The organism is Pseudomonas sp. MWU13-2517 (assembly GCF_023242545.1).
Taxonomy (GTDB): Bacteria; Pseudomonadota; Gammaproteobacteria; order Pseudomonadales; family Pseudomonadaceae; genus Aquipseudomonas.
The window spans coordinates 95388-121071 of the sequence record NZ_JALMFA010000014.1 but is presented as its reverse complement, the minus strand read 5'-3'; the positions used below and the strand labels follow the sequence as shown (position 1 = coordinate 121071).

General features: G+C 62.0%; 19 protein-coding genes. 12 read left to right on the top strand and 7 right to left on the bottom strand.

Annotation, left to right across the window (positions count from 1 at the left end; translation table 11 throughout):
* Window positions 1-12 precede the first annotated feature (12 nt).
* The 3 genes from M5B97_RS20550 to M5B97_RS20540 form a co-directional block, all read right to left on the bottom strand.
* The gene (locus M5B97_RS20550; protein ID WP_134657126.1) at window positions 13-903 is read right to left on the bottom strand and encodes a LysR substrate-binding domain-containing protein; all 891 of its coding nucleotides are present in this window, start codon (window positions 901-903) and stop codon (window positions 13-15) included.
* A gap of 56 nt (window positions 904-959) precedes the next feature.
* The gene (locus M5B97_RS20545; protein ID WP_134657127.1) at window positions 960-2390 is read right to left on the bottom strand and encodes an amino acid permease; all 1431 of its coding nucleotides are present in this window, start codon (window positions 2388-2390) and stop codon (window positions 960-962) included.
* A gap of 111 nt (window positions 2391-2501) precedes the next feature.
* Window positions 2502-3758 carry a cystathionine gamma-synthase family protein gene (locus tag M5B97_RS20540; RefSeq protein ID WP_134657128.1) on the bottom strand — a complete coding sequence of 419 codons (1257 nt, stop codon included), beginning with the start codon at window positions 3756-3758 and terminating at the stop codon, window positions 2502-2504.
* 247 nt (window positions 3759-4005) lie between these two features.
* On the opposite strand from M5B97_RS20540, the gene M5B97_RS20535 reads away from it, so the two are divergent.
* The 3 genes from M5B97_RS20535 (at window position 4006) to M5B97_RS20525 (ending at window position 7865) form a co-directional block, all read left to right on the top strand.
* Complete coding sequence (locus tag M5B97_RS20535; protein ID WP_248732507.1) at window positions 4006-5268, top strand: serine hydrolase; 1263 nt, start codon at window positions 4006-4008, stop codon at window positions 5266-5268.
* A gap of 116 nt (window positions 5269-5384) precedes the next feature.
* Window positions 5385-6722: a hypothetical protein gene (locus M5B97_RS20530; RefSeq protein ID WP_248732506.1), complete on the top strand. Its 1338-nt coding sequence runs from the start codon at window positions 5385-5387 to the stop codon at window positions 6720-6722.
* Window positions 6723-6761: 39 nt separating this feature from the next.
* Window positions 6762-7865 (top strand): polyamine ABC transporter substrate-binding protein, encoded by a 1104-nt coding sequence (locus M5B97_RS20525; RefSeq protein WP_248732505.1) that lies wholly within the window; start codon window positions 6762-6764, stop codon window positions 7863-7865.
* An 838-nt stretch (window positions 7866-8703) separates the two neighbouring features.
* Here the strand turns inward: M5B97_RS20525 and M5B97_RS20520 are convergent.
* Window positions 8704-9315 carry a TetR/AcrR family transcriptional regulator gene (locus M5B97_RS20520; protein WP_248732504.1) on the bottom strand — a complete coding sequence of 204 codons (612 nt, stop codon included), beginning with the start codon at window positions 9313-9315 and terminating at the stop codon, window positions 8704-8706.
* Between the two features lie 109 nt (window positions 9316-9424).
* The gene (locus M5B97_RS20515; RefSeq protein ID WP_248732503.1) at window positions 9425-11209 is read right to left on the bottom strand and encodes a sigma-54-dependent Fis family transcriptional regulator; all 1785 of its coding nucleotides are present in this window, start codon (window positions 11207-11209) and stop codon (window positions 9425-9427) included.
* A 269-nt stretch (window positions 11210-11478) separates the two neighbouring features.
* Between M5B97_RS20515 and M5B97_RS20510 the strand changes: the two genes are divergently transcribed.
* The 3 genes from M5B97_RS20510 (at window position 11479) to M5B97_RS20500 (ending at window position 14795) form a co-directional block, all read left to right on the top strand.
* Window positions 11479-12954, top strand: coding sequence for a benzaldehyde dehydrogenase (locus M5B97_RS20510; RefSeq protein ID WP_248732502.1), 1476 nt, complete (start codon window positions 11479-11481; stop codon window positions 12952-12954).
* 44 nt (window positions 12955-12998) lie between these two features.
* A complete protein-coding gene (locus tag M5B97_RS20505; RefSeq protein ID WP_123718194.1) occupies window positions 12999-13766 on the top strand; it encodes a coniferyl-alcohol dehydrogenase in 768 nt (255 codons plus the stop codon).
* Window positions 13767-13847: 81 nt separating this feature from the next.
* On the top strand, window positions 13848-14795 hold the full coding sequence (locus M5B97_RS20500) for a transporter (protein WP_248732501.1): 948 nt from the start codon (window positions 13848-13850) through the stop codon (window positions 14793-14795).
* Here the strand turns inward: M5B97_RS20500 and mhpT are convergent.
* Window positions 14773-16005: a 3-(3-hydroxy-phenyl)propionate transporter MhpT gene (gene mhpT / locus M5B97_RS20495; protein WP_123718196.1), complete on the bottom strand. Its 1233-nt coding sequence runs from the start codon at window positions 16003-16005 to the stop codon at window positions 14773-14775. The genes M5B97_RS20500 and mhpT overlap by 23 nt on opposite strands.
* Window positions 16006-16311: 306 nt before the next feature.
* Here mhpT and M5B97_RS20490 point away from each other — a divergent pair, with 306 nt between their 5' ends.
* Window positions 16312-17628: an OprD family porin gene (locus M5B97_RS20490; RefSeq protein ID WP_248732500.1), complete on the top strand. Its 1317-nt coding sequence runs from the start codon at window positions 16312-16314 to the stop codon at window positions 17626-17628.
* Window position 17629: 1 nt separating this feature from the next.
* Here M5B97_RS20490 and M5B97_RS20485 read toward each other — a convergent pair whose 3' ends face one another.
* Window positions 17630-18121 (bottom strand): MarR family transcriptional regulator, encoded by a 492-nt coding sequence (locus M5B97_RS20485; RefSeq protein ID WP_134657139.1) that lies wholly within the window; start codon window positions 18119-18121, stop codon window positions 17630-17632.
* 214 nt (window positions 18122-18335) lie between these two features.
* Between M5B97_RS20485 and M5B97_RS20480 the strand changes: the two genes are divergently transcribed.
* The 5 genes from M5B97_RS20480 to M5B97_RS20460 all read left to right on the top strand — a co-directional run bounded on the left by M5B97_RS20480 (window position 18336) and on the right by M5B97_RS20460 (window position 25653).
* A complete protein-coding gene (locus M5B97_RS20480; protein ID WP_248732499.1) occupies window positions 18336-19166 on the top strand; it encodes a p-hydroxycinnamoyl CoA hydratase/lyase in 831 nt (276 codons plus the stop codon).
* A gap of 77 nt (window positions 19167-19243) precedes the next feature.
* Window positions 19244-20692 carry an aldehyde dehydrogenase gene (locus M5B97_RS20475; RefSeq protein ID WP_123718200.1) on the top strand — a complete coding sequence of 483 codons (1449 nt, stop codon included), beginning with the start codon at window positions 19244-19246 and terminating at the stop codon, window positions 20690-20692.
* 62 nt (window positions 20693-20754) lie between these two features.
* Window positions 20755-22638: a feruloyl-CoA synthase gene (locus M5B97_RS20470; RefSeq protein WP_248732498.1), complete on the top strand. Its 1884-nt coding sequence runs from the start codon at window positions 20755-20757 to the stop codon at window positions 22636-22638.
* Window positions 22635-23876: a thiolase family protein gene (locus M5B97_RS20465; RefSeq protein ID WP_248732497.1), complete on the top strand. Its 1242-nt coding sequence runs from the start codon at window positions 22635-22637 to the stop codon at window positions 23874-23876. Before M5B97_RS20470 ends, M5B97_RS20465 begins: the two co-directional genes overlap by 4 nt.
* 34 nt (window positions 23877-23910) lie before the next feature.
* Window positions 23911-25653, top strand: coding sequence for an acyl-CoA dehydrogenase (locus M5B97_RS20460; RefSeq protein ID WP_248732496.1), 1743 nt, complete (start codon window positions 23911-23913; stop codon window positions 25651-25653).
* Window positions 25654-25684 lie beyond the last annotated feature (31 nt).

Below are 25684 nucleotides of genomic sequence, written 5' to 3'. Positions count from 1 at the left end.
TGGCTCCGGCCACTATTTGTATCGGTGTGCCTGCTCGACCAGCCAGGTTGAAAACATCACGGCGTCGGGATGCTCGTCGGCGCCTGAACCCCTTACCAGGTAAAACGATTCGCTGGCTTCGATGCGCTGGTCGAAGGGTTCGACCAGGCGCCCGTCCTGAAGCATTTCGTCGACCATCGAGGAGCGTGCCAGTGCAATCCCTTGCCCCAGCTCCGCCATGCGCAAGGTCGAGATCAGCGTGTCGAACTGCAAGCCGCATGACGAATCGACGGTGTCCGCGCCGACCATCTTCAACCAGTAACCCCAACCCTCCTCGTAGCCCAGCACATGCAGCAGTGTGTGCTGGGCTACGTCCTGGGCAGTGTTCAGCGGCGAACGTGCGATCAGGGCGGGCGAGCACACCGGAAACAAGGTGTCCCAGGTCAGGCGCTGTGAAACCAGGCCGGGCCATTGGCCATGGCCCCAGCGAATCTCCATATCGTCTTCGCCATCCAGCTCCTTGACCCAGATATTGCTGATGTAGCGGATATCCACATGCGGATGGGTCTGACGAAAGCCCACCAGTTTGGGCGCCAGCCAGTGCACGAAAAACGCCAGGCTGCCACGCACTTTGATCGGCCGGCGTTTGTGCTGGCCAAAAATCTCATTGGTGCCGACTGCCAGCCGGGTGATCGCATCCTGCACCACCGGCAGATAGGCCTGGCCTTCTTCGGTCAGGCCCAGGCCACGCGGCAACCGCTTGAACAGCGCCACCCCCAGATGGCTTTCCAACTGCCGGATCTGCTGGCTGACCGCACCCTGGGTCAAACACAGTTCGTCAGCGGCGTGAGTGAAGTTCAGGCATCGAGCGGACACCTCGAAGGCCCGTAGCCAATTCAACGGAGGGAGTGGCTTTTGCTTCATGGTCTGTACCTTATCGACGCTGTGCCGAGCACGCTGGGCCACACCGTCGAGCGCGCCTAGAACGCATCGGACGGTCGAACCGTGGAGGCGAGCGACAGGCGTCGCTCGCGGCTGTTGCGGGTAATGTAATACACGAAGTAGCACCAGGCGATGAAGGGCACACCGAAGTACAGCGCGACCCGCTGTTCCGGGTCAAACGCGATCCCCACACACGCCAGGGTGCAGCACACCAACGCGCCCAGCGGAATCCACGGGTAACCGCGCACCCGGAACTTGAGGTCGCGCACATCGCCGCCATTGGCCACATACTGGCGGCGAAAGGCGATCTGGCTCGCGGCGATGCTCATCCAGACCACCACTACCGCCAGCCCGGAAATGGAAACCAGCGCCAAGTACACGGTGTTGGCCGCGAACACACTGCTGAGCAGTGAGGCGCCGCCGCCGACCATGCTCAACACAATCGCATTCAACGGCGTGCCCATGCGGGTCAGTTGGGAGAACTGCTTGGGCAGATGGCCCTGGTCGCTCAAGGTCCAGAGCATCCGCGAGGCGGCGTACAGCCCGGAGTTGGCGGCCGACAACAGCGCAGTAATGATGACAAAGTTCATGATGTCGGCGGAGTAGGGGATGCCGATATAGGTGAATACGGTCACGAAGGGGCTTTCCACCAATCCGGCCTGTTCGCGGGGCAACAGGGTCGCCAGGACGAAAATCGTGCCGACGAAAAAGATCGCCAGGCGTAGCACGGTGGTGCGGATGGCCCGTGGCACATTGCGTTGCGGGTCTTTGGTTTCACCGGCGGCAATACCGATCAGCTCGGTGCCCGAAAATGCGAACGACACGGCCAGCAAGGTCATGGCAATCGACATGAAACCAGTGGGGAACAGGCCTTCGCGGGTGAAGTTACCCAGGCCGATGCTGTGGACCTGATCGATATTGAGCAGCCCGAGAATGGCGCCGCCGCCGATCAAAAGAAACACCACGACCGTCACGACTTTGATCAGGGACAACCAGAACTCGGTTTCGGCAAACAAACGGACCGACACCACGTTGGTGAAAAACACCGCGCCGGCGAACAGCGCACTCCAGATCCATACCGGCGTGTCGGGGAACCAGCGCGTCATCAGGATACCGGCAGCGGTGAATTCCGAACCGATGGCCACCGTCCACGTCAGCCAATACAGCCATGCCACGGTATAGCCGGTACCCGGGCCGAGAAACCGCGTCGCGTAACTGCTGAACGAGCCGGTTTCGGGCATCTGCACCGCCAACTCGCCCAGGCACATCATCACCATGTAGACCATGAGTGCGCCAATGACGTAAGCGATGACCGCACCGAGCGGGCCGGCCTGGTTGACGGTGTATCCGGAGGTCAGAAACAGCCCGGTGCCGATCACTCCACCGAGTGCCAACATGACGATATGGCGGGTTTGCATTTCCTGTTTGAAGCCGGCACGCGTGTTGAGTTTTTCTTCTTTTGTGGACATGGTTGTTCTCATGAAAGTTGTTAGGGCAGGTAGGAACGTTGCCGCTAAGTCTTATTATTATTCCTCTTCATGAAACGCCTCACAGACGGCCCTGTCGTGAGGTTTGAAAGGTCAGTTCGCGGCTTCGGCGCAGGTACTCCGCTGGCTGTTTTCCTCGCGCAGGCAGCGCACAAATGCGAACGCCTGCTTCAAATCATCAAGCAGATCATCGGTGTCCTCGATGCCGACCGAGACCCGCACCAGCCCCTCCGAGATGCCCAGCGCCAGCCGTTCCTCCAGCGTGTTCTCCACATGACTGGTGGTGCGGGCCGGGCCGTAAATGGTTTCCACCGCACCGAGGTTGCCGGCGCAGTGCGCAAATCGCAGGCGTGGCAGCAGTACCTTGACGGTGTCCATGCCGCCGACCAGTACAAAACTGACGATGGCGCCGAAGCCAGCCATTTGCGCGCAGGCCACCGCGTGGTTCGGGTGCCCGGGCAGGCCGGGATAATTGACGGATGACACCAAGGGTTCGGTGCACAAGAACTCCGCCAGGGCACAAGCGCTGCGTTGCTGTTGGCGCATGCGCAGTACCAGGGTTTTCATGCCGCGAATGATCAGGTAGGCCGAGAACGGGTCGAGTGTCGCACCGTTGATTTCGCGGTAATGCCGAACCTTGGCCATCAACGATTCCTTGCCGCAGACCAGGCCGCCCAGCACATCACCATGGCCACTGAGGAATTTGGTGGCGCTGTGGATGACCACGTCCACCCCCAGCGCCAGCGGGTTCTGATTCAGTGGCGTGGCGAAGGTGTTATCGGCAACCACCAGGGCGCCGACGCGCTTGGCCGCCGCGACCAGCCGTTGGATATCGAGGATTTTCAGGGTCGGGTTGGTGGGCGTTTCCAGGTACAGCACCTGACAGCCTTTGGCGATTTCGCGCTCGATCTGCTCATGATCGAACGTCTCGCACAGCGTGACCGCCACGCCAGTGCGCGGCAGGAACTCTTCGAAAATCTTGTTGGTGCCGCCATAGCTGTCCTTGGTGGAGACTACGCGGTCGCCATGGGCCAGGAAGGTGTAAAGCACGCTGCTGATCGCGGCCATGCCGCTGCTGAAGGCAACGGCGGATTCGGCCATTTCCAACTCGCCAATCTTGGCTTCGAGAGTCTCGACCGTCGGGTTGCTCATGCGGCTGTAGATAAAGCCTGGGGCTTTGCCCAATGCAACGTCATACCAGGCATCAATGTCGTCGTAGCCATACGCAGCGCTGGCCACGATAGGGGTTTGGGTGGCGTTGTAAGGGTGGCTGACTTGCTCCCCGCCCCAGACCGCCCGGGTCCCGGCGCCCGCATTATCAAGTCCTGCGCTGTCAGGTTTTTTGTTCATTGAGGCTACTCGCACTGAGGGGTGAACGTTGAGTCATTCACACAGATAGTGCGGGCCAATATAGGGATTGGTGGGGCGCCCGAGAAACGATGTTATCGGTGCCAAAGGGCTGCTTTTTTTAATGGGTGCTGCTGGTGGAGTGATCATTTCTGTTTGTCGATAAAATATTTTATTGACTAAAAAATAATTGCCGGTTAATTATTGCTGCGCATCTGCTCGCATGCAGAGTCACTTCCAGGGTTACACCATGGGTCAGAAAATCACGCGCTCATTGGCCAGTCTGTATGTCCAGACGGTCGAGTCCTTAACCGTGCCTCAGTGGGCACCCGAATTGATGCAGGGCTTTCCGGCTGAGCCGAAACACCGGGTCACGTGGAGCAATTGGATGCGTCCACCCTTCAGCCAGTGGGGGTTCCGTCATCTGGCGCGCCTGCGTCCCACCATCGATGTGCAGGCGGGCACCGCATCTGCGGGGCAACTCAAGCAGGCCCCAAGAGCACTGGACGCGCTGTGTTTCGACAGTGAGTGCGGGCTGAGCATCAGCGTTATCGATCACCTTGTCGCCAGCCAGACCGACGCTTTTTTGGTGATGCAGGGCGACACGGTATTGTTCGAGCGTTACTTCAACGGCCAGCGCGCCGATGACCGCCACATCATGTTCTCGGTGACCAAATCGCTGATCGGCACCCTGGGTGAACAACTGGTCACCCAAGGCGCGCTCAAGCCCGAGTTACCCGCTGCGTACTACGTGCCCGAGCTGGTGGGCAGCGCATTTGGCGATGCGACGGTGCGCCAGTTGTTCGACATGGCGGTGGGCATCGACTACAGCGAGGTCTATGACGACCCCAACTCCGAGAGTTCGCAATACGGTTATGCCTGCGGCTTTCAACCGGCACCCGCGCAGTACGCCCAATTCGAATCGCTGTATCAATACTTGCCGTCACTCAGGAAGCGCGGGAGCCACGGTGGTTTTTTCCATTACGTGACGGCGACCACCGAAGCGTTGGCGTGGGTCATGGAGCGCGCCTCGGGCAAGGCCTGCAGCCAGATGCTGGAAAGGATCTGGGAGCGCCTGGGGTGTGACCGGGACGGCTATTTCATGGCCGATCCGTGGGGACGGAATGTGGCGGGCGCGGGCTTCAGTGCCACCTTGAGAGACATGGCGCGTTTCGGTCGACTACTGGCCAACGATGGCCGCCATGATGGCTGCGAACTCTTGTCGCCTGAGACCGTGGCGCGCATTGCCGCCGGGTCTGATCCGGCGATCTACGCGCAAAACACCGAGTTCTCCAGCTGGACACCGGGCGCCTCTTACCGAAGCCAGTGGTACGTGTTCAATGACCACAGCCAGGCCCTGATGGCCGGCGGGATTCACGGCCAGTACCTGTTCATCGACAAACCCTCCGGTGTGGTGATCGTCAAGCAATCGTCGTTGGCGGATGCGGTGAGCCCGTTCGATACCGACAGCGTGCGCATGCTGCGCGCCATTGCCGCGCACCTGAGCCACTGATACACGCCAAACAATAAGAATCTTGCGTTCTATTCACCCGGCCTCGCCGGGTGCTGGCGGCGCGCTGCGTCGCCATTGACTGCCCTGTAACAACAATAATTCCACAGGAGCTTCTTATGGTTTTCACCCCGCGTTTCTCTCGAGCGCTGCTGGCGCTCGGCTTACCCTTGATCCCCCACATCGCGTTGGCGGGCTACACCTTTGAGGACGGCAATCTCAAGGGCGAAGTCAACCTCACCGCAGGCGGCGCGACGCTGTTCACCCGTGGCGTCAACTTCGGCAGCGGTCAAGTCGATTCACGCAGCGGTAAAAATGGCGGCGCGACGATCAACTGGCAAGAGGTCTACGTAAAACCGGGCGTCAAGCTCGACTATGTGCTGCAACCCGACTTCAGCCTGCTGGCGGGCGGTGCCCTGGTGGCAGCCAGCACCTTCGGTGATGGCGATGCGGGCGGCTTCACCCGCAGCTCTGACGGCAAGGCTGCCGTCGAAGAACTCTACGCAGGTTTCCGCGCCGGCGAGTGGACGCTTACTGCGGGTCGCCAGAACTACATGATCGGTACGGGCTTTATCGTGATGGACGGCAATCTCGATCAGCACAAGGACGGCGCCTACTGGCTCGGCCCGCGCACGGCCTTCAAGGACTCGGCGATCCTGGCCTGGGATCACGGCGCGCTGAAATCTCAGGCATTCACCTTGCGCACTGACGATGATCTGGGTGATTGGCGCATGACCGGGGTCAACCTCGATTACAACGTCGATAACCAGGTGACACTGGGGGCCATGGCCATGAAGGTCAATGCCCTCGGCCCCAGAGGGAGCACGCTGCCACGGCGTCGGGATGGGATGCTGGTGTACAACCTTAGGGCGCTCAAGGCCAGTGTGCCCGGCGTGCCGGCGCTCACCCTGAATGCCGAGTATGCGCTGGAGCGAGGCAGCGGCGAGGGTGTCGATTACGACGCCAGCGCCTGGTATGGCCAGGCCGACTATGCCTTCAATACCTTGCCGCTGACACCCGTGGTCGGCTACCGCTACGCAAGCTTTTCCGGTGATGACAACCTCGCCGATAACCGCCAGAAAGCCTGGGACCCGCTGAGCAAGGGGTTCGTTGACTGGAGCACCTGGCTTGTGGGGGATGTGGTCGGCAACTACCTGCTGTTCAACAGCAACGAAAATGTCCAGCAGTTCTCCCTCAAGACCCACCTCAACGAAACCCTGACCCTCGGCGCGATTCACTACCAGTTCTGGCTGGATCAGAAAAACTACATGGGCGCGACGGTCAGTGACCGGCGTTTTGCCGATGAGAGCGTGGTGTTCCTCGACTGGACGCCAACACCATCGTTCTATACGTCGCTGTCCTACAACTGGGTCAAGCCACTGGCAGCCGCCAAGCAGGTTTTCGGCAACGACCAGCGCTTCAGCGCGCTGGAATTGTATTTCACCTATCGCTATTAAGTGCTGCGAGCCATCGTGGCCGCGCTGGAGTGTTTTTATATGAACAGGTTTTTGCGTAATACCTTGCTGGGCACTGTCGCTTCGCTGTTGATCAGTGGTTTTTGCCTGGCGCAAGAGCGGACCGTGCGGATCTACAACTGGATCGAATACCTGCCGCCGCAAGTGCTCAAGAGTTTCCAGGACGAAACCGGTATTCGTCCGATCTACGATGTGTTCGACAGTGCCGAAACCATGGAGTCCAAGCTGCTGACCGGCAACTCCGGCTATGACGTGGTATTCCCCGGCACCGCCAACCTGGGGCATCTGATCACGGCCGGCGCCGTCCAGCCCCTGGATCGCAAGCAGTTACCCAACTGGCAGCACCTGGACGCGCAATTCATGCACTCCCTGGAGGCTGTGGGGGACACCGGCAATCGCTATGCCGCACCTTACCTGTGGGGCACCACGCTGATCGGCTACAACGTCGACAAGGTCCGCAAAGCCCTCGGCCCCGATGTGCAGATAAATAGCTGGGACATCATCTTCAAGGAAGAAAACCTCGCCAAGCTCGCCAGTTGTGGCGTGGGCTTTCTCGATGCCGGCAATGAAATCCTGCCGATTGCCCTGCACTACAAGGGCCTGGACCCCAACAGCCAGAAACGCGAGGACTACCCGCAGGCCCAGGCCTTGATGATGAAAATCCGCCCCTACGTCACGTACTTCAACTCGTCGCGCTACGGCATGGACCTGGCCAATGGTGATATTTGCATCGGTGTGGGCTGGTCCGGCGGTGTGGCGTTGGCCAAGCGATTGGCGGATGCCGCCGGCAAGGGCGTCAAGGTCGAGATGGCATTGCCCAAGGAGGGCGCGCCGATGTGGTCGGACGTGATGATGATCCCGGCCAATGCGCCTGATCCGGAGGAGGCTCATGTGTTCATCAATTACATTCTGCGTCCGGACGTGATTGCTCGTATCAGCAATCAGATCGGTTATCCCAACCCGAACAAGGACGCCACTGCGTTGGTGGATGCCGGTATCCGCAATAACCCGAACATGTACGTGCCGGACGAGGCACGCAAGACTTTGTTCGCCCTGGAGCCGGTGCCGGCCGCGGTGGAGCGGATCCGTAACCGTACCTGGACGGCCATCAAGACCAACCGTTGATCTGCTGGCACGCTCCAAAGCCTGGGTTCGGCCAGCATGTTTGACGGCGCTTGAGCTTAAAAGGAAAGCAAAGGCAGAACTGCTTTTGCTTGCCTGTGGAGCGGGCTCGCCTGCGCTACACAACTTTGAAGTGGCCGTGACCCTGTGGCGAGGGAGCTTGCTCCCGTGACGGCTCGAAAGCCGCCGACTATCCAACTGCCCCTCCGCGAGGGAGGTCGCCCCGGTTGGCGGCCTTTGGGCCGACCAGGATGTTGGAATGGAACGAGTACATATCCATTGCTGCGGTAACGACGGCTTAGGGTTCCGCCCTTACGGCGGGTCACTTTGGAAAAGCCCCAAAGTAACCAAAGGGCTCTTGCCCCACCACTCGGCACCTCGCCCAGGCTCGGTGTGCCCGCAATCCGACATTGATTTGGGGGGCCGCCGCCACGCGCCATCCATGGCGCGGGGCGGCTAAACCGGCATCCCTGCCGGTTTACCCCCCAAATCAATATCGAATTCCGGCCAGCGTGGTTTGACGGGGCGCCTGAGATCAAGATCAAAAGCGGCTCGCTTCGCATCGTGATGCGTGTAGATACCATGCTGCATTGCAGCTTTTGCTTGCCTGTGGAGCCGGCTCGCCTGCGCTACACAACTTTGATGTGGCCATGAACCTGTGGCGAGGGAGCTTGCTCCCGTGACGGCTCGGAAGCCGACGACTATCCAACGGGCCCTCCGCGAGGGGGTTCGCCCCCGTAATCCGATATTGATTTTTGGGGGCCTGAGATAAGGATCAAAAGCGGCTAGCTTCGCATCGCGATTTGTGTAGACAACCATGCTGCGCTGCAGGCACGTCCTATCAGGCCTGCATGCCATAAAACAGCAGCTCGGTGATACGCCTGACCTGCAAGGAGTGCGCCTCGATATCCGGCTGTTCCTGGTTCACCAGCCTGAACAGCTGCAGGTGCGAATAGTCGTTCAACAGGAACGCGGCCAATTCGACATCGAGCTGGGGGCGCAATTTGCCGGCCAGTTGCAGTTCCCGCAGCAGTTGGCTGATTTCGGCCCTGAGCGCGTCGTTCATGGCGCGGTAGCCGGCAGGCAGTTCGTTGTTGCCGCCGAACAGGATCAACGGCAACAGCTCGCGCCAAAGGCTCGGGTGCATGACTTCCAGGGCGTAGCCCGTCAGTAGCCGCTCCAGATGACACAGCGCTTCAACCGGGTCTTCGATTTCCTGGATCCGGCTGCGGGTGTCGGTAATGGCGCGTTGATCGGCCTGGTGCAGAATTTCCAGGATGATTTCCTGCTTGTTGCCGAAATACTTGAACACCGTGGGTGCCGAGACGCCTGCCTGGCCGGCGATCTGTTCGATGGTGGTGTTCTGGAAACCCTGGCGCTCAAACAGTTCGATGGCCGCCTTGCTGATGGCTTGCCGTCGTTCGGCTTTCTGGCGTTCACGCAGTCCGCTCACTGAAGGTCCTTGTCATGAAAATAAAAAACATGCGTAAGAAAGAGGGCGTTAGTCAGCCCGGTGTTCCTGCAAAATACTTAATTGGATAAAACTTTTAAAGCACTCATTCTCAGGTCAGGCCATTGCTCTCCCGTGCTTGAGGGGTTTGCCGCTGATATTTCTTCAAGCGGTACGCAAATTGCGCACGGCTGAGCCCAACGCGTCTGGCTGCGGCGGCCAGGTTGCCGGCGTGCTGTTGCAGCGCCTCCTGGATCAGGCGCGACTCAAGCCCTTCAATGGAAAAGCCCTGGTCGAGCTGGCCCAGAGTGTCCAGCAGGGCAGGGAGGCTTGCCGGCGCAGTGTTGGACAGGCTGCCGTGGTCGTCCAGGCCATAGGGATCCGCCGGCAGGGGCTCGTTGCGAAACAGATGCACCAGGTCAATGGCTTGGCCTTCGTCACTGGCGATCAGGCCGCGCTCGATCAGGTTTTGCAGCTCACGCACGTTGCCCGCGAAATCGTAGCGCAGCAGTACCTTGAGCGCGCGCATGGTCAAGCCGGCGGGTGTCCGGGCGTATTCCTGGCAGAAGCGCGTCAGGAACGCGTTGATCAATAGCGGGATGTCATCCCGGCGTTCCCGCAGCGGCGGCAGCGCGATGGGGTAGACATTCAGCCGGTAGAACAGGTCTTCGCGAAACGTGCCGTCAGCCACCGCTTTGCGCAGATCGATATTCGTCGCGGCCACCACCCGCACGTCCACCATGATGCCGCGCACGCCGCCGACCCGTTCGATCTCGCGTTCCTGCAAGGCCCGCAGCAGTTTGCTTTGCCCCGCCAGGCTGAGGCTGGTGATTTCATCCAGAAACAGCGTGCCGCCCTGGGCCCGTTCGAAACGCCCGGGACGCGAATGGGTGGCGCCGGTGTACGCGCCACGCTCGACACCGAAGAGTTCGGCCTCGATCAGGTTGTCTGGGATGGCTGCGCAATTGAGGGCCACAAACGGGCTCTCGCGGCGAGAGCTGAGTTGGTGCAGCTGGCGCGCAAACATCTCTTTGCCCACGCCGGACTCACCGCTGATCAGCACGGTGGCAGGGGTCAGCGCGACGCGTTGCAGGGCTTGCATCGCGGCGTTGAACGCCGCACTGGCGCCTACCAAGGCTTGTGCCTGGCTGACGCCGGCAGGGTTGCCTGCCGGGCTCTGGCGCGCAGGGGCGGTGGTAGGGCTGGCGACGGGTTGGGACACATTCAGGTAGCGCAGGTCCTGCTCGACATCACCCCATTGTTCGGCCGTCTTGCCCACCACCCGGCAACTGCTGTGGCCCATGCCTCGGCATTGCACCTCGCGGAAAATCACCATTTGCCCGAAGAGGCCGCTGACGAAACCGATGGCATAGCCCGTCTCAGTCCAGCACACCGGGTCCTGGCCAATCCCGTAGGCGCTCACATGTTCATCGGCCTCGCACGAGTGGTGCCAGAGAAACTCGCCTTCATAGAACCCCGAGTCGGCGTCGAACTTAAAGTGCAACGGTTCGACCTTGGTCATGCCTTCCAGGGTGTGCAGGTGGGTGCCGGCGCGAAATACCGCCGCGGCATCGGCCTGGGGCCAGCGTTCACGGATCAAGCGAGCGTCCCGCAAGCCCGAGGCATAACCGGTACGTGTGAACAGACCGCGCGCCTGTTCCAGCCCCAGGCGCTCGATGACCTCTGCGCGCAGGGCGCCGAAGGCGGAACTGTGCAGCAGCAACATGCGTTGGTCGTTGAGCCAGATGCGGCCGTCTTCCGGAGAAAAAAACAGGCAGTCGGTCAGTTCCGCAGGCGTGGGTGAGCTGCTGTCGCTGAGATGACGGCTGTCGCCTCGCGGATGATAGTGCGCGGTGGTTGCTCGGTTGTCGGGCTGCGCGCTATGGGGATTAGTCATTGTTATGCCCCTGCAAAGCGAGTGATCGATATGAGTCACTGCCGAGATAGTTATTAAACATAACCTTATCAATTGAACAAGTGGTGGTGGGGCGGTTTTTGCAATCGATCGGTGGGTGGACGCTGTACGGCACGTGGCAGGTCGCGATCCAGAGCCCTCGGCGGTTTATGTCAGCGTCGTCCCGCGCAAGCGGCACAGCCTTTGCTCAAGGCTTGATGCGGCGTCTGCATGCGTGCAGGCGATGACAATTACAAGAACCGGGAGTTGCCATGTCAGTGTCTGAAACCACCCACCTGCTACAGCGGGCCATCGAGTCCGAATGTGTGTTCGATGGCGATTGGGTTCCCGCCTCGGGAGCCGTGATCCCCGTGATCGAACCTGCCACCGGCGAGCCCCTGATGCACTGCGCCATGGCCAGCCCGGCCGACATCGCCGTGGCCAGCCGCCGTGCGGCCCTGGCCCAGCCGGCATGGGCCGCACTCGGCCCACGGGAGCGTGCCGAAGTATTTCGCAAGGCTGCCGAGGTGGCCCAACGGTCATTCGCCGAACTGGCGTTGTATGTCGCCCGGGAAACCGGGGCTGCGCTGTTCAAGGGCGAGCACGAAGTACGCGAGGCGATCGTATTGCTGCACCAGGCGGCGGGCTTGCTGTCCCAACCCCACGGGGTGGTGTTGCCCAGCGCGGCGGGGCGCCTGTCCTATGCCCGGCGTCAGCCCCATGGCGTGGTCGGGGTGATTTCCCCCTTCAATTTCCCCCTGGTGCTGTCGCTGCGCTCGGTGGCACCGGCCCTGGCCGCGGGCAATGCGGTGGTGCTCAAGCCCGATCCGCAGACCCCGGTCAGCGGCGGTTTTCTCATCGCCCGGCTATTCGAAGAAGCGGGCCTGCCCAAGGGCCTGCTGCACGTGCTGCCCGGCGGCGCACCGGCCGGCGAGGCGCTGTGTCGCGACCCGAATGTCAGGATGATCGCGTTTACCGGCTCCACGGCGGCGGGGCGCAAAGTCGCCGAGGTGGCTGGTCGTCACCTTAAAAAAGTGGCGCTGGAGTTGGGTGGCAAGAACCCGTTGATCATTCTCGAAGACGCCGACCTCGACCTGGCCGCGAGCAATGCCGCCTGGGGGGCCTGGCTGCACCAAGGGCAAATCTGTATGGCGACCGGGTTGGTGCTGGTGCATGAATCTATTGCCGCCAGCCTGACGCGCAAGTTAGTCGACAAGGCCCGGGCACTTACCGTGGGCAACGCTGCCCGTGGTGAAGCCGCGCTCGGCCCATTGATCAACCAGCGCCAATTGCAGCGCGTGCACGAGATCGTCGGCGACAGCCTGCAGGCGGGGGCAAAGCTGGAGGCGGGCGGTGACTATGACCGGCTGTTCTACCAGCCCACGGTGCTCAGTGGCGTGCGGCCGGGCATGCGTGCCTTTGAAGATGAAATTTTCGGCCCAGTGGCGACGGTGGTCAGCTTTGCCTCCGATGAAGAGGCTATCGAATTGGCCAACCGCACCGAGTACGGCCTTTCGGCCGCCATCATCTCGCCGTCGGTGGGGCGTGCCATGGCCATTGGCGAGCGGCTGGACTGCGGCCTGCTGCACATCAACGACCAGACCGTGGCTGACGAATGCATCAACCCCTTCGGCGGTCGCGGTGCATCGGGCAATGGCGGCAGTGTTGGCGGGCCGGCCGACTGGGACGAATACAGTCAGTGGCAATGGGTCACCGTGAAAAACACGCCACCGGCTTATCCGTTCTGAGCCTTGGCTCACGCACGCCTGCATAACAATAAGAGGGCTTGAACATGAATCTGTACAACAAAACCTTGATCGTCACCGGCGTCGCGTCGGGCATTGGTGCGGAAGTGGCGCGACTGGCGCGTTTCCAGGGCGCCACGGTGCTGGGGGTCGATCGCCATGAGCCGCAGTTGACGCTGGATGGATTTTTCCATGCCGACCTGAGCGATCCCACGAGCATCGACGCGCTGGTGGCGCGCCTGCCGGCGCGGGTCGACGCGCTATGCAACATCGCCGGGGTGCCCGGTACGGCACCGGTGCAAACGGTGGCAGAGGTCAATTACCTGGGCTTGCGCCACCTCACCCAAGCGTTGCTGCCGCGCCTGTCGGCGGGCGGCAGCATCGTCAATGTCGCCTCGGTGCTCGGCGCGCAGTGGCCACAACGCCTGGCGTTGCACAAAGCGTTGGCGGCCACCGAGAGCTTCCGGGCCGGGCAGCAGTGGCTGGCGGCCAATCCGGTGGAGCAGGGCACCTGTTATCAGTACTTCAAGGAGGCGCTGATTGTCTGGAGTTCGCTGCAATCCCAAGCCTGGTTTCGCGATCATTCGGTGCGTATCAACTGCGTCGCGCCGGGGCCGGTGTTCACGCCGATCCTTGGCGATTTCGTCAGCATGTTGGGGCCTGAGCGGGTGGCCCAGGACAGCCAGCGCATGACCCGCCCAGCCTTGGCCGATGAGGTGGCTTCGGTGATCGCGTTCCTCTGCTCGGACGCGGCGCGTTGGGTCAATGGGGTCAATCTGCCGGTGGATGGAGGGTTGGCCGCCACCTACCTGTAAGGGTTGCAACAACGCTTAACCCCGGTGCGGAGCCACCGTGCCGGGGGTCTTGAACAACAACAAAAATACAGGACATACAAGATGCCCAAGCCTATCTTGCGGACGGTTGCGGCCATGACTTTTGTCGCACTGTCATCGACTGCACACGCTTATGACTTGCCCGGACTCAACCTGGGCACCACCAGCTTCTATGACGGCTCACCTGCGCCGGCCGGGCCTGGTTGGTACCTGGAGGAATACCTCACGTACTCCCGCGCCAGCCGTTTCAATGATGCCAACGGCAACAAGCTCGCCTTGCCCAGGCAGGATGTGGAAGTGGTGGCGCCGACCACGCAGATCATCTACGTCGGCCAGCCCCTGGCCAATGGTGCGATGCCTGGTTTTACCCTGATCAACACCTCCCTGGCCCATGTGGCGGTTGACGATGGTTTGAATAACGCCGCACTGAGTTCCCGTGCAGGGTTTGGCGATGTGACGTTGGGCGCCTTCCTGCAACTGCCGACCCTGAGCCGTGCTGACGGCAGCCCTTGGCTGGCCCAGCGGGTCGAGGCTGATGTAGCGGTGCCGGTGGGGGCCTATGACCGCGGGCGCTCGATCAACCCCGGCAGCAACTTCTGGTCATTCAACCCGTACTACGCAGCGACGTACTGGTTCAGCCCGAAGTGGTCGACAAGTGGACGCTTCATGTACCTGTGGAATGGCAAGAATAACGACCCGCAGGCGAGCTTTGCGGATGCTTCCAGCACTCAGGCCGGGCAGGCATTGCATGCCAACCTGACACTCCAGTACGCCATCGACCAGCAATTGAGCCTGGGCTTGAATGGCTACTGGTTGAAGCAGATCACCGACACCGAGGTGGATGGGCACGCGGTGAGCGGGCGTCGCGAAAAGGTCTGGGCCATCGGCCCAGGCCTGGTCTACGCATTCAACAAGGAAAATATCCTGTCGGTTAACGCGTACTTCGAGCAGCAGGCGCAAAACCGCACCCAGGGCAACAAGTTGGTGCTTAATTGGCTGCACCAGTTTTAGGCGCGGGTGTAGCGGGTAGGTTCAGTGGCGCCGTACGCACCATGACGCTGATGATGGTGAGTGCGGCGATCACGACGCCGGGGGAGGTCGCCAGCAGTACGCCGCTGGTGCCGGCGCCTGCCGCAAGAAGTTGCCCGGCTGCCAGCGGCCCGGCCACCGAGCCCAGTCGGCCGATGGCCACGGCCGCCCCCACACCGGTGGCACGCACCGCGGTGGGGTAGGAAGGTGGGGCGCTGGCATACAGCACCAATTGTGCGGCCATCACGAACAAGCCAGCGGCGAAGCCCGCCATGGCCATGGGCACAATCCCCACCGACAGGCCGACACCGGCGAGTGCGGCGAGCAATCCGGCGTACACGAACAGCACCACTTTGAGTGCGTTGCAGCGGTCCAGCAGCACGCCGCCAAGCAGCGAACCGAGAGCGCCGCCGATATTGAAGAGCATCTGCACCATGCCCGCCTGGGGCTTGCTGAAGCCTTGTTCGAGCAGCAACGAAGGCAGCCAGTTAAGCAGCATGTACATCACGGTCAGGGTGAAGAAGTAACTGAGCCACAACGCCAGAGTGATGAGCGCGCGACCCTCGCCGAACAGCGCCGTGCCGGTGGAGGGGCGCAGGCTGCGGGTGTGTTCGGATTGCTGGCGAAAGGCGCTGGATTCGGGCAGCAGCAGGACCATCAACGGCACGACCAGCAACGGGACCAGGCCGCCGATGATAAAGGTGGTTTGCCAATGTTCACTGGAGAACATTGCCACCACCGCGGCCAATGCGCCGCCCAGTGGCACGCCGCAATACATGACGCTGATCGCGGTGCCACGGTTGCGTTCGCTGACCGCCTCGGCGCACAGCGCGATCAGGTTGGGCAGCGCGGCGCCCAGGCCCAGGCCGGTGAGAAAACGCACCAGCAGCAGGCTTGAGTAGCTTTCGACAAATGCCGTGCAGAGGGAAAACAACCCGAACAGCAGTACGGCGCTTACCAGGATTTTCTTGCGCCCAATGCGGTCGGCCACCCAGCCACCGAAGAACGCCCCCGGCAGCAGGCCAATGATCCCGACACTGAATACCCAGCCGAGCATTTTCGGGTCCAGGGCAAAACTCTGACGCAACCCTGCAGCAGCGGTGCCGGCGGCTTGCAGATCGAAACCCTCGATCAGCGCAACGATAAAGCACAACGCGATAGTCAACGTCGAACGACGCGATGGACTGTCCATGGGCAAACCTCATTGTTGTTTTTGTTGTGGTGCGAGCCGCTTGGGCTGCTGGCAATCAAGATAACAAATATAACTATAAAAAGAAGGGCGCAGACTCTGCCTCGGAAATCGTAAAGCAGGCCGTCTAATCCAGGCGTTTGCGATGAGAGCCTGTAGGTGTGATGAAAATAGATAGTTTTATTAACGTTCGATTATCGGTCAGTGTCGGTTGACGATTGCCTCCAGCTGTTTCCATTCTCTGCTCACGAGGCCCACTGGCCACGTGCATATCACCCCAAAAACAACAACAAAAAATGGACATCGAACATGCAAAAACTCCCCACGGGCGCTGTTGCGGCGACCTGCCGTGTGTCGAATCGCACTCTACGCCTGGTCAGTGCGCTGCTGATGTTGAGTGTTCTGCCCACCCCGTCGTGGGCGGCGGGGTTTATCGACGACAGCCATGGCTCCCTGACGCTACGCAATTACTACCTGGACCGAGACTACAAGGACGACGGTGCCAAGACCGCCGCGCGGGAATGGGCCCAGGCGTTTATCGTCAACCTGGAGTCGGGGTACACTCCGGGCACCGTGGGCTTTGGTTTGGATATGCGCGGGCTGATGGGGGTCAAGCTGGACTCTTCGCCAGACCGTAGCGGCACCGAGTTATTGCCGGTATCGGCCGGCGACAAGCGTGCCGCCGATGAATATTCACGGTTGGCGCCGACTGCCAAGCTGCGGCTTGCCCAAACCACGGTAAAGACCGGCGACGTGTCGATCTTTCTGCCGTTCGCCTTTGCCAGCCCGTCGCGCCTGCTGCCGCAGACCTTTCGCGGCACCACGTTGAGCTCCAGGGACATCGACGGGATGACGCTGAATACCGGTTATATCGACCGTATCAACAAGCGCGACTCCACCGACTACCAGGCCATGACTATCGCGTCGCCCAATCGCCGTTTCAACGCGACGGCGACCACCTCGCACCTGGCTTACCTGGGGGGCGATTACCAGGTGAATAAAGACCTCAGCCTGCGTGTCTATCACTCGGCGGTGGCCGACCTCTATCAACAGGACACCTTCGCGCTGCTGCACAACCTGCCACTGGGCGCCGGTGTGTTGACCAGCGATCTGCGCAGTTTTTTCAGCCGCGAGGACGGCAGTGCCAAGGCCGGGAAGGTAGACAACCGCAACCTCTCGGCGCTGTTCGGCTACCGCCTCGGCGGGCACCGTTTCAGCCTTGGCTACATGCATGCCAGTGGGGACACGGCCACGCCGTATATCTCGGGCACCGAGCTGATGGGCATGAGCGAACTGACCATGAGTTCGGACTTTCTCAACGCCAAGGAGCACACCTGGCAGGCCATCTACGACTATGACTTTGCGGCCTCGGGGTTGCCGGGCTTGAAGAGCCGATTGCGTTATGTGCGTGGCGACAATATCGAGTTGGCGGCTTTCAATGCGCAGGACCGCAAGGAGCGCGAGTTCCAGATGGAACTGGGCTACGTGATCCAGAGTGGCCCGCTGAAGAACGTTGGGCTGATGGCGCGCAAGTCGATCTACCGCAACGACTTCCCCGGTGGCGCGGCTTTTCGTGATGAAAACCAGACCCGCTTCCTGGTGCTCTACACCGTGGCGCTCTGGTAGGTCATTGGTCCTGATACACCTTCTTGAGCAAGCGCAACAGCTCTGCACGCTCTTCGACGTCCAGGTTGCTGGTGGCGTCGAGGTCGCTCTGTGCGGCGATTGCCTTGAGTTCCTTGAGCAGGGTTTCGCCAGGCTTGCTCAGGAAGATTCCGTAGGAGCGCTTGTCCGGTTTGCAGCGCACGCGCACGGCGAGGGCGCGGCTTTCCAGCTTGTTCAGCAAGGGCACCACCTGGGGCGGCTCGATGGCCAGGGCGCGCGCCAGGTCGGCCTGCATCAGCCCGGGGTTCTGTTCGATGACCGCCAGGGCCGAGAACTGTGCGGGGCGCAGGTCATGCTCGGAAAGCCGGCCGATCAGGTTCTGGAACAGCTTGAGCTGGGCGCGGCGCATGGCATAACCGATCAGATCGTCCAGCGCAGAGTCCAGCGGTGGCGGTGCCTCGTCGTTGTCGGGCAGGGCCTGGCGAGCGGCGGCGATATTGGAGGGTTTGGCCATTAGCAGTGCAATCCTCAGGAAATGGAGGTTAAGAAACCTATCTAGTTTGCCGGGGTTGGCTTGCCGTGGCTATGAAAGCTTTTCAACCCGTCCGAAAAAAGTACCGGCTACAGGCTGAAAAATATTGGTTATCCAGATTAATAGTTAATTGACATAACTATGTATGCGGTTTAATTTCGAATCATCTTCACACCCAGAACAAGAGCGTACCGCCATGAGCAATTACGAAGGCCGTTGGACCACTGTCAAGGTTGAGATCGAGCAAGGCATCGCCTGGGTCATTCTCAACCGTCCGGAAAAACGCAACGCCATGAGCCCGACCCTCAACCGGGAAATGATCGACGTGCTGGAAATCCTGGAACAGGACCCGGCCGCCGGTGTGCTGGTGCTGACTGGCGCCGGTGAAGCCTGGACCGCGGGCATGGACCTCAAGGAGTACTTTCGCGAAGTGGACGCCGGCCCGGAAATCCTCCAGGAAAAAATCCGCCGTGAAGCCTCGCAATGGCAATGGAAGTTGCTGCGCATGTACGCCAAACCGACCATCGCCATGGTCAATGGCTGGTGTTTCGGCGGCGGCTTCAGCCCGCTGGTGGCCTGCGACCTGGCGATCTGCGCCGACGAAGCGACCTTCGGCCTCTCGGAAATCAACTGGGGCATTCCGCCGGGCAACCTGGTCAGCAAGGCCATGGCCGACACCGTCGGCCACCGTCAATCGCTGTACTACATCATGACCGGCAAGACGTTCGGCGGGCAGAAAGCCGCTGAAATGGGCTTGGTCAACGAGAGTGTGCCGCTGGCCCAACTGCGCGAAGTCACGATTGAGCTGGCGCGCAACCTGCTGGAGAAAAACCCGGTAGTGCTGCGTGCCGCCAAGCACGGTTTCAAGCGTTGCCGCGAGCTGACCTGGGAGCAGAACGAAGACTACCTGTACGCCAAGCTCGATCAGTCTCGCTTGCTCGACACCGAAGGCGGTCGCGAGCAGGGCATGAAGCAATTCCTCGACGACAAGAGCATCAAGCCTGGCCTGCAGGCGTATAAACGTTGAAGTGGGCGGCCTGCGGGCCGCACCGCTGTCACCCTGCTTGAACGTGTTCCCGATAAAGATAATAAAGAGGAATCACCATGCTGGACGTGCCCCTGTTGATTGGTGGCCAGTCGTGCCCCGCCCGCGACGGTCGAACTTTCGAGCGTCGCAACCCGGTAACCGGCGCAGTGGTCTCGCGGGTAGCCGCCGCCACCCTGGAAGATGCCGACGCCGCCGTGGCCGCGGCCCAGGCCGCGTTCCCTGCCTGGGCCGCGCTGGCGCCCAACGAACGCCGCACCCGGTTGCTCAAGGCCGCCGAGCAACTGCAGGCGCGTAGCGCCGAATTTATCGCCGCCGCCGGCGAGACCGGCGCCATGGCCAACTGGTATGGCTTTAACGTGCGCCTGGCGGCCAACATCCTGCGCGAAGCCGCGTCGATGACCACCCAGATCACCGGCGAGGTCATTCCCTCTGATGTGCCCGGCAGCTTTGCCATGGCCCTGCGCCAGCCGTGCGGCGTGGTGCTGGGCATCGCGCCCTGGAACGCCCCGGTTATCCTCGCCACCCGCGCCATTGCCATGCCGCTTGCCTGCGGCAACACCGTCGTGCTCAAGGCGTCCGAGTTAAGCCCGGCGGTACATCGGCTGATCGGCCAAGTGTTGCAGGATTCCGGTCTTGGCGATGGCGTGGTCAATGTCATCAGCAACGCGCCGGAGCAGGCTGCCGCGATTGTCGAAAGGCTGATCGCCAACCCGGCGGTGCGGCGCGTCAATTTCACCGGCTCGACCCATGTAGGGCGGATTGTCGGCGAACTGTCCGCACGCCATCTCAAGCCGGCGCTGCTGGAGCTGGGCGGCAAGGCGCCGCTGCTGGTGCTGGATGATGCCGACCTGGACGCGGCGGTAGCGGCGGCCGCCTTTGGCGCTTATTTCAATCAGGGGCAGATCTGCATGTCCACCGAGCGCCTGATTGTCGATGCCAAGGTCGCCGATGCCTTTATCGCCAAGCTGGCGGCCAAGCTTACGACCCTGCGTGCCGGTGACCCTGCTGCGCCGGACTCAGTGTTGGGCTCGCTGGTGGATGTCAGTGCCGGTACGCGCATCAAGGCCCTGATCGACGATGCGCTGAGCAAAGGCGCACGGCTGGTGGCGGGCGGGCAATTGGACGGCAGCATCCTGCAGCCGACCCTGATCGATGGCGTCACCGAACACATGCGCTTATACCGCGAAGAGTCCTTCGGCCCGGTGGCGGTGTTGCTGCGCGGTGACGGTGACGAAGCGCTGCTGCGCCTGGCCAACGATTCCGAGTTCGGTTTGTCGGCGGCTATCTTCAGCCGCGACACCGGGCGCGCCCTGGCCCTGGCGCAACGGGTGGAGACGGGCATTTGCCATATCAACGGCCCGACGGTGCATGACGAGGCGCAGATGCCTTTCGGTGGCGTCAAATCCAGCGGATATGGCAGCTTCGGTGCCAAGGCCTCCATTGAGCATTTCACGCAATTACGCTGGGTGACTTTGCAGAACGGGCCAAGGCACTACCCGATCTGAGTAAGCCGCGCGACATAACAATAAAGGCGGCGGCTTTGATCCGCCTTGATGGAGGCATCCTTGTGAGTTCCGAATTCAGACCGCAATCTCAGTCCGAGCAGCACCTGCCGCGATACCGCGCCGTGTCCATCGGCCATGCGCCGGTCGAGGTCACTGAAGAGCAGGGCGTGCTGCATATGCGTTCCCTGGAGCCATTGGCCGAGCTGCCGCCGCGCTTGCTTGATCGCCTGGTGCACTGGGCTCAGGTTCGCCCCGAGCAGACATTCATTGCCGCACGCCAGGCCGACGGTGAGTGGCGGCGTGTCAGCTATGGGCAGATGCTCGACAGTGTGCGGGCCATCGCCCAAAGCCTGTTGGCTTACGGGCTGTCGGCGCACAAACCGTTGGCGCTGCTGTCGGGAAACGATATCGAACATTTGCAACTGGCCCTTGGCGCGATGTACGCCGGCATTCCCTATTGCCCGGTATCGCCGGCGTACTCACTGTTATCCCAGGATTTCGCCAAGCTGCGGCATGTGTGCGACCTGCTGCAACCGGGGCTGGTGTTTGTCAGCGATGCGGCGGCCTATCAGCGCGCGATCGATGCCGTATTGCCGCCCGAAACGCCGCTGATCAGTGTGCGCGGCCAGGTGCCCGGGCGCACCCACGTCAGCTTTGCGAGCCTGCTGCAAACGCCGGGTGGCACCGAAGCCGAAGCGGCGTTCAATGCCACCGGCCCGGACAGCATCGCCAAGTTTCTCTTCACCTCGGGCTCGACCAAACTGCCCAAGGCGGTGATCACCACCCAACGCATGCTCTGCGCCAACCAGCAAATGCTGTTGCAGACGTTTCCGGTGTTCGGTGAGGAGCCCCCGGTGCTGGTGGACTGGCTGCCCTGGAACCACACTTTTGGCGGCAGCCACAACGTGGGCATCGTGCTCTATAACGGCGGCACCTTTTACCTCGACGACGGCAAACCCACGGTCCAGGGGTTTGCCCAGACCTTGCGCAACCTCAAGGAGATTTCGCCCACGGCCTACCTCACGGTACCCAAGGGCTGGGAGGAGCTGGTCAACGCGCTGGAACAGGATGCCGAGTTGCGCGAGTGCTTTTTTGCACGGATGAAGCTGTTCTTCTTCGCCGCCGCCGGGCTGTCGCAAAGCGTCTGGGATCGCCTCGACCGGGTGGCCGAACGGCACTGTGGCGAGCGCATCCGCATGATGGCTGGCCTGGGTATGACCGAAGCCGCGCCGTCCTGCACGTTCACCACCGGGCCGTTGTCGATGGCCGGTTACATCGGCTTGCCCGCGCCGGGTTGCGAGGTGCGGCTGGTGCCGGTGGACGGTAAGTTCGAAGGGCGCTTTCGCGGGCCGCACATCATGCCGGGGTACTGGCGGGCGCCCGAGCAAACCGCCGAGGTGTTCGATGAGCAGGGTTTTTACTGTTCTGGCGATGCGATCAAGCTTGCCGACCCCCAGCAGCCGCAGTGGGGGCTGATGTTCGATGGGAGGATCGCCGAAGACTTCAAGCTGTCTTCCGGGGTGTTTGTCAGCGTCGGCCCATTGCGCAATCGCGCCGTGCTCGAAGGCTCGCCCTATGTGCAGGATTTGGTGATTGCCGCGCCGGACCGCGAGTGCCTGGGCGCCCTGGTATTCCCCAGACTCTACGAATGCCGTCGGCTGGCCGGCTTGAGCGCCGACGCCAGCGACGCCGAGGTACTGGCCAGCGCGCCTGTGCGCGAGTGGTTCGGCGATTGGCTGCAGCGACTCAATCGCGAGGCCACCGGCAATGCCAGTCGCCTGGAGTGGATCGCCGTGCTCGACGAGCCGGCGTCCATCGACCGGGGCGAAATTACCGACAAGGGTTCGATCAACCAGCGCGCGGTATTGCAATGGCGCGCGGCCAGAGTCGAGGCGCTGTATCGCGGTGAAGACCCCACGATCCTGCGCGCCGGGCCCAAGCCTTGAGTCGCGTCGGGCAGTACGCGGTGTTTACCGATGTGGCGATTTTCGACGCTGTGCGCACGCCCTGGGTCGACCTGGGAGGCGCGTTGTCCCAGGTATCGCCTATCGACTTGGGGATCAAGGTCGGCCGTGAAGTGCTGGCCCGCGCCGGCATCGAACCGCAGGCGGTAGACAGCGTGCTGGCCGGCTCCATGGCCCAGGCCAGCTTCGATGCCTATTTGCTGCCGCGGCATATCGGCTTGTACAGCGGTGTGCCGCAAGCGGTCCCGGCGCTGGGGGTGCAGCGCATCTGCGCCACCGGTTTCGAACTGCTGCGCCAGGCCGCAGGGCAGCTGCGCGACGGTGTGCAACTGGCCTTGTGCGTGGCTGCCGAGTCGATGTCACGCAACCCGATTGCCGCTTACACCCATCGCGGCGGTTTTCGTCTCGGGGGCGAGGTGCAATTCAAGGACTTTCTCTGGGAGGCGCTGTATGACCCGGCCCCGGCGATAGACATGATCGCCACCGCCGATAACCTTGCGCGCCTTTATGGCCTGAGCCGGGAAGCCGTGGACCGGTATGCCTGTGATAGTCATCAGCGCGCGTTGCAGGCGCAGCGTGATGGAACCTGGGCAAAAGAGCTGGTGACGGTGGACAACCAGGTGTTCGAACTCGAAGGCTATCAACCGAGGCGTATCACCCTGGCGCGCCAGACCAGTGCCGTCCACGAGGACAGCCACCCACGGCCCACCGACCTTGATGCCCTGGCGCGTTTGCGCGCAGTGCATGCCGGTGGGGTGCAAACCGCCGGCAACAGTTGCGCGGTGGTCGACGGTGCCGCAGCGGCGTTGGTAGGGCGTGCCGGCGATTGCGCGCGGCCGGCATTGGCCCGGCTGCTGGCCAGTGCGGTGGTCGGTGTGGCCCCGGAGCACATGGGCATCGGGCCGGCGCCGGCGATCCGTCTGCTGTTGCAGCGCAGCGGGTTGAGCCTGGGCGATATCGGCCGCTTCGAGATCAATGAAGCGCAGGCCGCGCAGGTACTGGCGGTCGCCCAGGAGCTGGAGTTGGACAGCACTCGCCTCAACGTCCACGGCGGTTCTCTCGCGCTGGGCCATCCATTGGCTGCCAGCGGCCTGCGCCTGGTGATGACCCTGGCCCGGCAACTGCGTCAGCACAACCTGCGTTACGGCATTGCCGCAGCGTGCGTAGGCGGCGGGCAGGGCATGGCGTTGCTGATCGAAAACCCTGCCTACCGCGCTTGAGCGCCCGCTTGTTTTTATTCGATGAGGTGTCCCGATGTGGAGCTATGAGGCGCCCCTGCGCGATATGCAATTTGTGCTTGAACATTGGCTGCAGGCACCCGATGCGTGGCGCGGCAACCCGGCGTTCGAGACGTTGGACCTGCCGCTGGCGTTACAGGTGCTGGAGGAGGCGGCACGCTTCAGCCAGGGCGTACTGGCGCCGTTGAACAGCAGCGGTGATCGCCAAGGCTGCCGCTGGCAGGCGGGCCAGGTCAGCACACCGGACGGCTTTGCCGAGGCGTATCGAGCCTATGTCGACGGAGGTTGGCCGGCGCTGGCCTGCACTGAAGCACTGGGTGGGCAGGGCCTGCCGCAATTGCTCGACGCCGCCGTGCAAGAAATGCTCTACGCCGCCAACCATGCGTGGGCGATGTACACCGGCATCGCCCACGGCGCTTACCTGTGCCTCAAGACCCATGCCGCACCCTGGTTGCAGGCGCGTTATTTACCCGAGATCATCAGCGGCCAAGCCTTGCCCACCATGTGCCTGACCGAGCCCCAGGCCGGCAGCGATGTCGGTTTGCTGCGTTGTCGCGCCGAACCCCAGGCGGATGGCAGCTATCGACTGAGCGGCAGCAAGCTGTTTATTTCCGGCGGCGAGCACGACCTCACGGCCAATATCCTGCACCTGGTGCTGGCGCGGCTGCCCGATGCGCCGCCGGGCAGTCGTGGTATTTCTCTGTTCCTGGTGCCCAAGCGCTTGGACGATGGCCAGCCTAACGGCGTGCGCTGTGACGGCATTGAACACAAGATGGGCATCAAGGGCAGCGCCACCTGTTCCCTGGTGTTCGACGCCGCCCAAGGCTGGTTGATCGGCGACCCTCACCGTGGCCTGGCCGCGATGTTCGTGATGATGAATTCGGCGCGCCTGCATGTCGGCCTGCAAGGCCTGGGGCATGTCGATGCGGCCTGGCAGAACGCCCGGCAGTACGCTGCTGAACGTTTGCAAATGCGCGCACCTTCAAGGCCCGAGGCAGTGACGGCCGCGGCCGCCGATCCCATCCGTTATCACCCGGCCATGCGCCGCGTGTTGCTGGAGCTGCGCACCACCAGCGAGGGCATGCGCGCCATCGGTTATTGGGCCGCGCACCTGCTCGATCAGGCTGAGCATCAACAAGACCCGCAGGCCGCCCAGTTGGCCTCGCTGCTGACGCCCATCATCAAGGCGTTTTTCACCGAACAGGGGTTTCGCCAGGCCAGCAATGCATTGCAGGTCTTCGGCGGTTACGGTTATGTCGCCGAATTCGGCATCGAGCAAACCCTGCGTGACAGTCGCATCGCCATGATTTATGAGGGCAGCAATGAGATTCAGGCCAATGACCTGTTGCTGCGCAAGGTCCTGGGGGATGAAGGCCGGGCTTTTGCTGTATTGCTGGCCGAGTTGCGTGCTGAAGCCGGGCAGGGCAGCCAGTCGGTTGAATGCGCAGGGTTCGCTCGTGCGTTGGACTGTGTGTGCGACGCATTGGCCAGTGTGGTGAATGCCATACGCGAGAGGTCTGGCGAGGACAGCGAATATCCGTATCGGGCTGCGCCGGATTTCCTCCAATTGTGTGGCGTGGCGCTGTTGGCTTTTGCCTGGGCACGGGCCGCACGGGTATCCGGGGCATTACCCGAAGAACATCCGTTACGTGCCGCCAAGCTGCAAAGCGCCGGGTTCTTTTTCGATTACCTGCCGTCCCGGCTGGCACAGCACCTGGGCGCAATCGAGGGCGCGCGCGCGGCGCTGGCGTTCGTCTGATTGCACGACGACTTGCGGTACTATGGCAGCC

Bases quoted from the DNA above. Each gene is read 5' to 3' on its own strand.
- M5B97_RS20550 (WP_134657126.1), bottom strand. From the start codon at position 903: ATGAAGCAAAAGCCACTCCCTCCGTTGAATTGGCTACGGGCCTTCGAG.
- M5B97_RS20545 (WP_134657127.1), bottom strand. From the start codon at position 2,390: ATGTCCACAAAAGAAGAAAAACTCAACACGCGTGCCGGCTTCAAACAG.
- M5B97_RS20540 (WP_134657128.1), bottom strand. From the start codon at position 3,758: ATGAACAAAAAACCTGACAGCGCAGGACTTGATAATGCGGGCGCCGGG.
- M5B97_RS20535 (WP_248732507.1), top strand. From the start codon at position 4,006: ATGGGTCAGAAAATCACGCGCTCATTGGCCAGTCTGTATGTCCAGACG.
- M5B97_RS20530 (WP_248732506.1), top strand. From the start codon at position 5,385: ATGGTTTTCACCCCGCGTTTCTCTCGAGCGCTGCTGGCGCTCGGCTTA.
- M5B97_RS20525 (WP_248732505.1), top strand. From the start codon at position 6,762: ATGAACAGGTTTTTGCGTAATACCTTGCTGGGCACTGTCGCTTCGCTG.
- M5B97_RS20515 (WP_248732503.1), bottom strand. From the start codon at position 11,209: ATGACTAATCCCCATAGCGCGCAGCCCGACAACCGAGCAACCACCGCG.
- M5B97_RS20510 (WP_248732502.1), top strand. From the start codon at position 11,479: ATGTCAGTGTCTGAAACCACCCACCTGCTACAGCGGGCCATCGAGTCC.
- M5B97_RS20505 (WP_123718194.1), top strand. From the start codon at position 12,999: ATGAATCTGTACAACAAAACCTTGATCGTCACCGGCGTCGCGTCGGGC.
- M5B97_RS20500 (WP_248732501.1), top strand. From the start codon at position 13,848: ATGCCCAAGCCTATCTTGCGGACGGTTGCGGCCATGACTTTTGTCGCA.
- mhpT (WP_123718196.1), bottom strand. From the start codon at position 16,005: ATGGACAGTCCATCGCGTCGTTCGACGTTGACTATCGCGTTGTGCTTT.
- M5B97_RS20490 (WP_248732500.1), top strand. From the start codon at position 16,312: ATGCAAAAACTCCCCACGGGCGCTGTTGCGGCGACCTGCCGTGTGTCG.
- M5B97_RS20485 (WP_134657139.1), bottom strand. From the start codon at position 18,121: ATGGCCAAACCCTCCAATATCGCCGCCGCTCGCCAGGCCCTGCCCGAC.
- M5B97_RS20480 (WP_248732499.1), top strand. From the start codon at position 18,336: ATGAGCAATTACGAAGGCCGTTGGACCACTGTCAAGGTTGAGATCGAG.
- M5B97_RS20475 (WP_123718200.1), top strand. From the start codon at position 19,244: ATGCTGGACGTGCCCCTGTTGATTGGTGGCCAGTCGTGCCCCGCCCGC.
- M5B97_RS20460 (WP_248732496.1), top strand. From the start codon at position 23,911: ATGTGGAGCTATGAGGCGCCCCTGCGCGATATGCAATTTGTGCTTGAA.